This is a genomic window from Archangium sp., assembly GCF_036389735.1.
Classification (GTDB): domain Bacteria; phylum Myxococcota; class Myxococcia; order Myxococcales; family Myxococcaceae; genus Archangium.
Genome location: NZ_DASVWK010000471.1, coordinates 1 through 4,445 on the forward strand (window position 1 = coordinate 1; position 4,445 = coordinate 4,445).

4 protein-coding genes are annotated in these 4,445 nt (G+C 66.9%); all 4 read right to left on the reverse strand.

All coding sequences use genetic code 11. From position 1 onward, the window contains the following. Window positions 1-125 (reverse strand): CoA-transferase (locus tag VF794_RS16850; RefSeq protein ID WP_331111621.1); only part of this gene is annotated, 125 nt, incomplete at its 3' end. A gap of 93 nt (window positions 126-218) precedes the next feature. Further along, the gene (locus VF794_RS16855) at window positions 219-1,397 is read right to left on the reverse strand and encodes an acetyl-CoA C-acetyltransferase (protein ID WP_331111615.1); all 1,179 of its coding nucleotides are present in this window, start codon (window positions 1,395-1,397) and stop codon (window positions 219-221) included. Between the two features lie 176 nt (window positions 1,398-1,573). Then, on the reverse strand, window positions 1,574-3,283 hold the full coding sequence (locus VF794_RS16860) for a 30S ribosomal protein S1 (protein ID WP_331111617.1): 1,710 nt from the start codon (window positions 3,281-3,283) through the stop codon (window positions 1,574-1,576). Between the two features lie 386 nt (window positions 3,284-3,669). Continuing rightward, window positions 3,670-4,445: acyl-CoA dehydrogenase family protein (locus VF794_RS16865; protein WP_331111619.1), on the reverse strand; the 776-nt coding region annotated here is incomplete at its 5' end.

Genomic DNA, 4,445 nt, shown 5'->3' on the forward strand with positions numbered 1-4,445 from the left:
TTGCGGTGCAGGGCCGCGATGAGGTTCTCGGGGTTGCCGCACAGCCCGAAGCCGCCGCTCATCAGCGTGGCGCCATCCGGGATGTCACGGACGGCCTCGTCCGCGCTCGCGATGATCTTGTTCATGAGCCCCTCCTACGAGAACGGGGCGAAGGCCCGTCACAGGCCTCCACCCCGCCCCCCTCCGTCAGCCGGAGAGGGAGTGCGTCCCACGTGGGACTAGCGCTCCACCATCAGCGCGATGCCCTCGCCGCCGCCGATGCACAGCGACGCGACGCCCCGCTTCTTGTTCGTGTCCTGCATCGTGTGCAGCAGGGTCACCAGGAGGCGCGCGCCCGAGGCGCCGATCGGGTGGCCGAGCACCACCGCGCCGCCGCGCACGTTCACCTTCGAGCCCTCCAGGCCGAGGATCTTGTTGTTGGCCAGGGCCACCACCGCGAAGGCCTCGTTGATCTCCCAGAGGTCCACGTCGGTGGTCTTGTGGCCGGTCTTCTTGAGCAGGTTGTTGATGGAGTCGGCCGGAGCGATGGTGAACTCCACCGGCTTGCGGGCGGCCCCGGCGTAGCCAGCGATGCGGCCCAGCACGGTGCGGCCCTCGGCCTTGGCGCGCTCGGCGCTCATCAGCACCAGCGCCGCGGCGCCGTCGTTGATGGACGAGGCGTTGGCCGCCGTCACCGTGCCGTCCTTCTTGAAGACGGACTTGAGCGTCGGAATCTTGTCCGGCTTGGCGTTCTTGGGACCCTCGTCCTCGCTCACCACCACGTCGCCGCCCTTGCCGCCGGGCACGGTGACGGGGACGATCTCCCGGGAGAACAGGCCGGCCTTCTGGGCCTCGATGGCGCGCCGGGTGGACTCCAGGGCGTACTCGTCCTGGTTGGCGCGGCTGATGCCCTGGGTGGTGGAGCACTCCTCGGCGCAGCTGCCCATGTGGACGTTGCCGTAGGGATCCCACAGGCCGTCATGGATCAGCGCGTCCTTGAACTCCACGTTGCCCATGCGGGCGCCGCCGCGCATGGAGTGGCTGAGGTAGGGCGCGTTGCTCATGGACTCCATGCCACCGACCACGACCACCTCGGCGTCACCGAGGGCGATGGCCTGGGCGCCGGCGATGACGGCCTTCATGCCCGAGCCGCACACCTTGTTGATGGTGACGGCGGGGACGCTGTCGGGGATGCCGGCATGGATGGCGGCCTGACGGGCGGGAGCCTGGCCCACGCCGGCCTGGAGCACGCAGCCCATGATGGTCTCGCCGACCTGATCCGGGGAGACGCCCGCGCGCTCCAGCGCCGCCTTGATGGCGATGGCGCCGAGCTGGGGCGCCGTCAGCTTGGACAGAGCACCCTGGAAGGCTCCGATGGGGGTACGCGCCGCGCCAACGATGACCACTTCACGAGCCATGAACTGCCTCCTTGGGGAGGTTGAAGAGAATTTCGAATAACAATCGCGAGGGCCCTTATCACTGAGCCTTCCGAGCGGATCAAGCCTCCTTGCCCGCCCTTAAGACCAAAAGCAAACGGCCGGGCCCCCTCTCGGGAACCCGGCCGTCAGGCTTCCTCTTATGAGGAGACCAAGCCTTACTTCTTCAGCTTGCTCGCCATCACGTCGCCGAGGCGGGCCTTGGAGCCCTCGGCCTGGCGGCGGAGGTACTCGCGGTAGTCCTCGCCCTCGCCGATCAGGGCCTTCATCGACAGCGCGACCTTCCGGTCCTGGGTGTTGATGTCGATGATCTTGACCTCGACCTCCTGCGCCTCGGTGACCACGTCACGCGGGTTCTCGACGCGCTCCTCCTTCAGCTCGGAGACGTGCACGAGGCCCTCGATGCCGGGCTCGATCTCCACGAAGGCGCCGAAGTCGGTGACCTTGGTGACCTTGCCCTTGACGCGGCTGCCCACCGGGGTGCGCTCGGAGAGCGTGTCCCAGGGATCCGGCTGGAGCTGCTTGATGCCCAGGCTGAAGCGCTCGTTCTCGACGTCGATGTTGAGCACCACCGCCTCGACCTCGTCGCCCTTCTTGAACATCTCGCCCGGGTGCTTGATGCGCACCGTCCAGGAGATGTCGGAGACGTGCACCAGGCCGTCCACGCCCTCCTCGACGCCGACGAACACGCCGAAGTCGGTGACGTTGCGGATCTGACCCTTGATGACCGAGCCGATCGGGTACTTGTCCTCGAGCATGGTCCAGGGGTTCTGCTCGATCTGCTTCATGCCCAGCGCGATGCGCTTGGCCTTCGGATCGATGTCGAGCACCACCGCCTCGACCTCCTGGCCGACCTCGAGCACCTTGCTGGGGTGCTTGAGGCGCTTGGTCCAGGACATCTCGGACACGTGCACCAGACCCTCGACGCCCTGCTCGATCTCGATGAACGCGCCGTAGTCGGTGATGGAGACGACCTTGCCCTTGACGCGGGTGCCGACCGGGTACTTCTCGTCGGCGCGGTGCCACGGGTCCTCCTGGATCTGCTTGAGACCCAGGCTGACGCGCTCCTGCGTGGGGTCGAACTTGAGGACGACGACGCGAACCTCGTCACCCACGTTGAACATCTCGCTGGGGTGACCGATGCGGCCCCACGACATGTCGGTGATGTGCAGCAGGCCGTCGATGCCGCCGAGGTCGATGAAGGCGCCGTAGTCGGTGAGGTTCTTGACCACGCCCTTGAGGACCGCACCCTCCTTGAGGTTCTTGAGGGTCTCCTTCTTCATCTCCTCGCGCTGCTTCTCGAGGAGCACGCGGCGGGAGAGGACGATGTTGCCGCGCTTCTTGTTGAACTTGATGACCTTGAACTCGAATTCCTTCGAGATGTACTGGTCCAGGTTGCGCACGGGGCGGATATCCACCTGGCTGCCGGGGAGGAACGCCTTCACGCCGATGTCGACGGAGAGGCCACCCTTCACGCGACCCACGATGGTGCCCTTGACGATTTCATCGCGCTCGCAGGCGGCGCTGATCTCGTCCCAGATGCGCATCTTGTCGGCCTTCTCCTTGGAGAGGACGACCATGCCGGTGTCGTTCTCGCGGCTCTCCAGGAGGACCTCAACAGGGTCGCCCGCCTTGACGGAGACCTCGCCGCGGGGGCTGGTGAACTCGGAGATCGGAACCTGGCCCTCGGACTTGTAGCCGATGTCGACGATGGCGTAGTCCTTGGTCACCTGAACGACGGTGCCCTTGACGATCTCGCCTTCCTTGAGGATGCCCTCGCCGCCACGCTCCTTGAGCGAGGCCTCGAACATCGCGGCAAAATCCTCGTCGCCGACATCTCCGATCTGCTGGTTCACATTCTGCTGCATGAGATTGGGAATCCTTGGAACTGGTACAACTGCCCCCGGTTGTTGACGGCCACCACGCGCGGGGAGCGGCGTGTGGTGCGCGAGCCTTGCCCACAATGGGTTCGACTCGAAGCCGCGCACCCTAGACACCGGTCATACCGGCAGTCAAGCGAGCGCGTTTCACTTGTTCAACGTCTTGATAAGGCAGCCCCCGGTGGAGGGGGACCCCCTGCCCGCCGGAAGCCCTGGACCCCCGGGCCAGGTCGCCAGGGCTCCTGGCGCCTTTGCTGGTGTCCGCCCCTGTGGAGAGAAGGTGGTGCCGCATGACTACCCGCGCCATCGCCTCGACGCACGAGGCGGAGGGAGGGGCCGAGACCGCTCGGCCCGTGGGGCGGGCGGTCAGGCGATCAGTCGAACAGCTTGAACGTCTCGCGGGCGATCACCATCCGCTGCACCTCGCTGGTGCCCTCGTAGATGGTCTGCACCCGGGCGTCGCGGAAGTAGCGCTCCACGGGGAACTCGTCGATGTAGCCGTAGCCGCCGTGGATCTGCACCGCCTTGTCCACCACGCGGTTGGACATCTCGCTGGCGAACAGCTTCGCCATCGAGGCCTCGCGGGTGAAGGGCCTCCCCTCCTCCTTGAGGGTCGCCGCGCGGAACGTCAGCAGCTCCGCGGACTGAATCTCCACCGCCATGTTGGCCAGCATGAAGCGCAGCCCCTGGAACTCGGAGATCGGCTGGCCGAAGGCCTTGCGGTCCTTCGCGTAGCGGATGGAGGCCTCCAGCGCCGCCCGCGCCACGCCGCACGCCTGCGAGGCGATGCCCACGCGCCCACCGTCCAGGGCGATCATCGCCAGCTTGAAGCCGTCGCCCTCCTTGCCCAGGAGGTTCTCCGCGGGGATCTCCAGGTCCTCGAAGGTGAGGCCCACGGTGTTGGACCCGCGCAGGCCCATCTTGTCCTCGTGCTTGCCCACGTGCAGGCCGCGGGTTCCACCCTCGACGATGAAGGCGGAGATGCCCTTCTCGCTCGTGCGCGCCCACACCACCATCACGCCCGCGTAGGCGCCGGAGGTGATCCACTGCTTGCTGCCATTGAGGACGTAGGTGTCCCCGCGCCGCACCGCCGTGGTGCGCATGGCGCGCGGATCCGAGCCCGCGTGCGGCTCGGAGAGCGCGAAGGCCC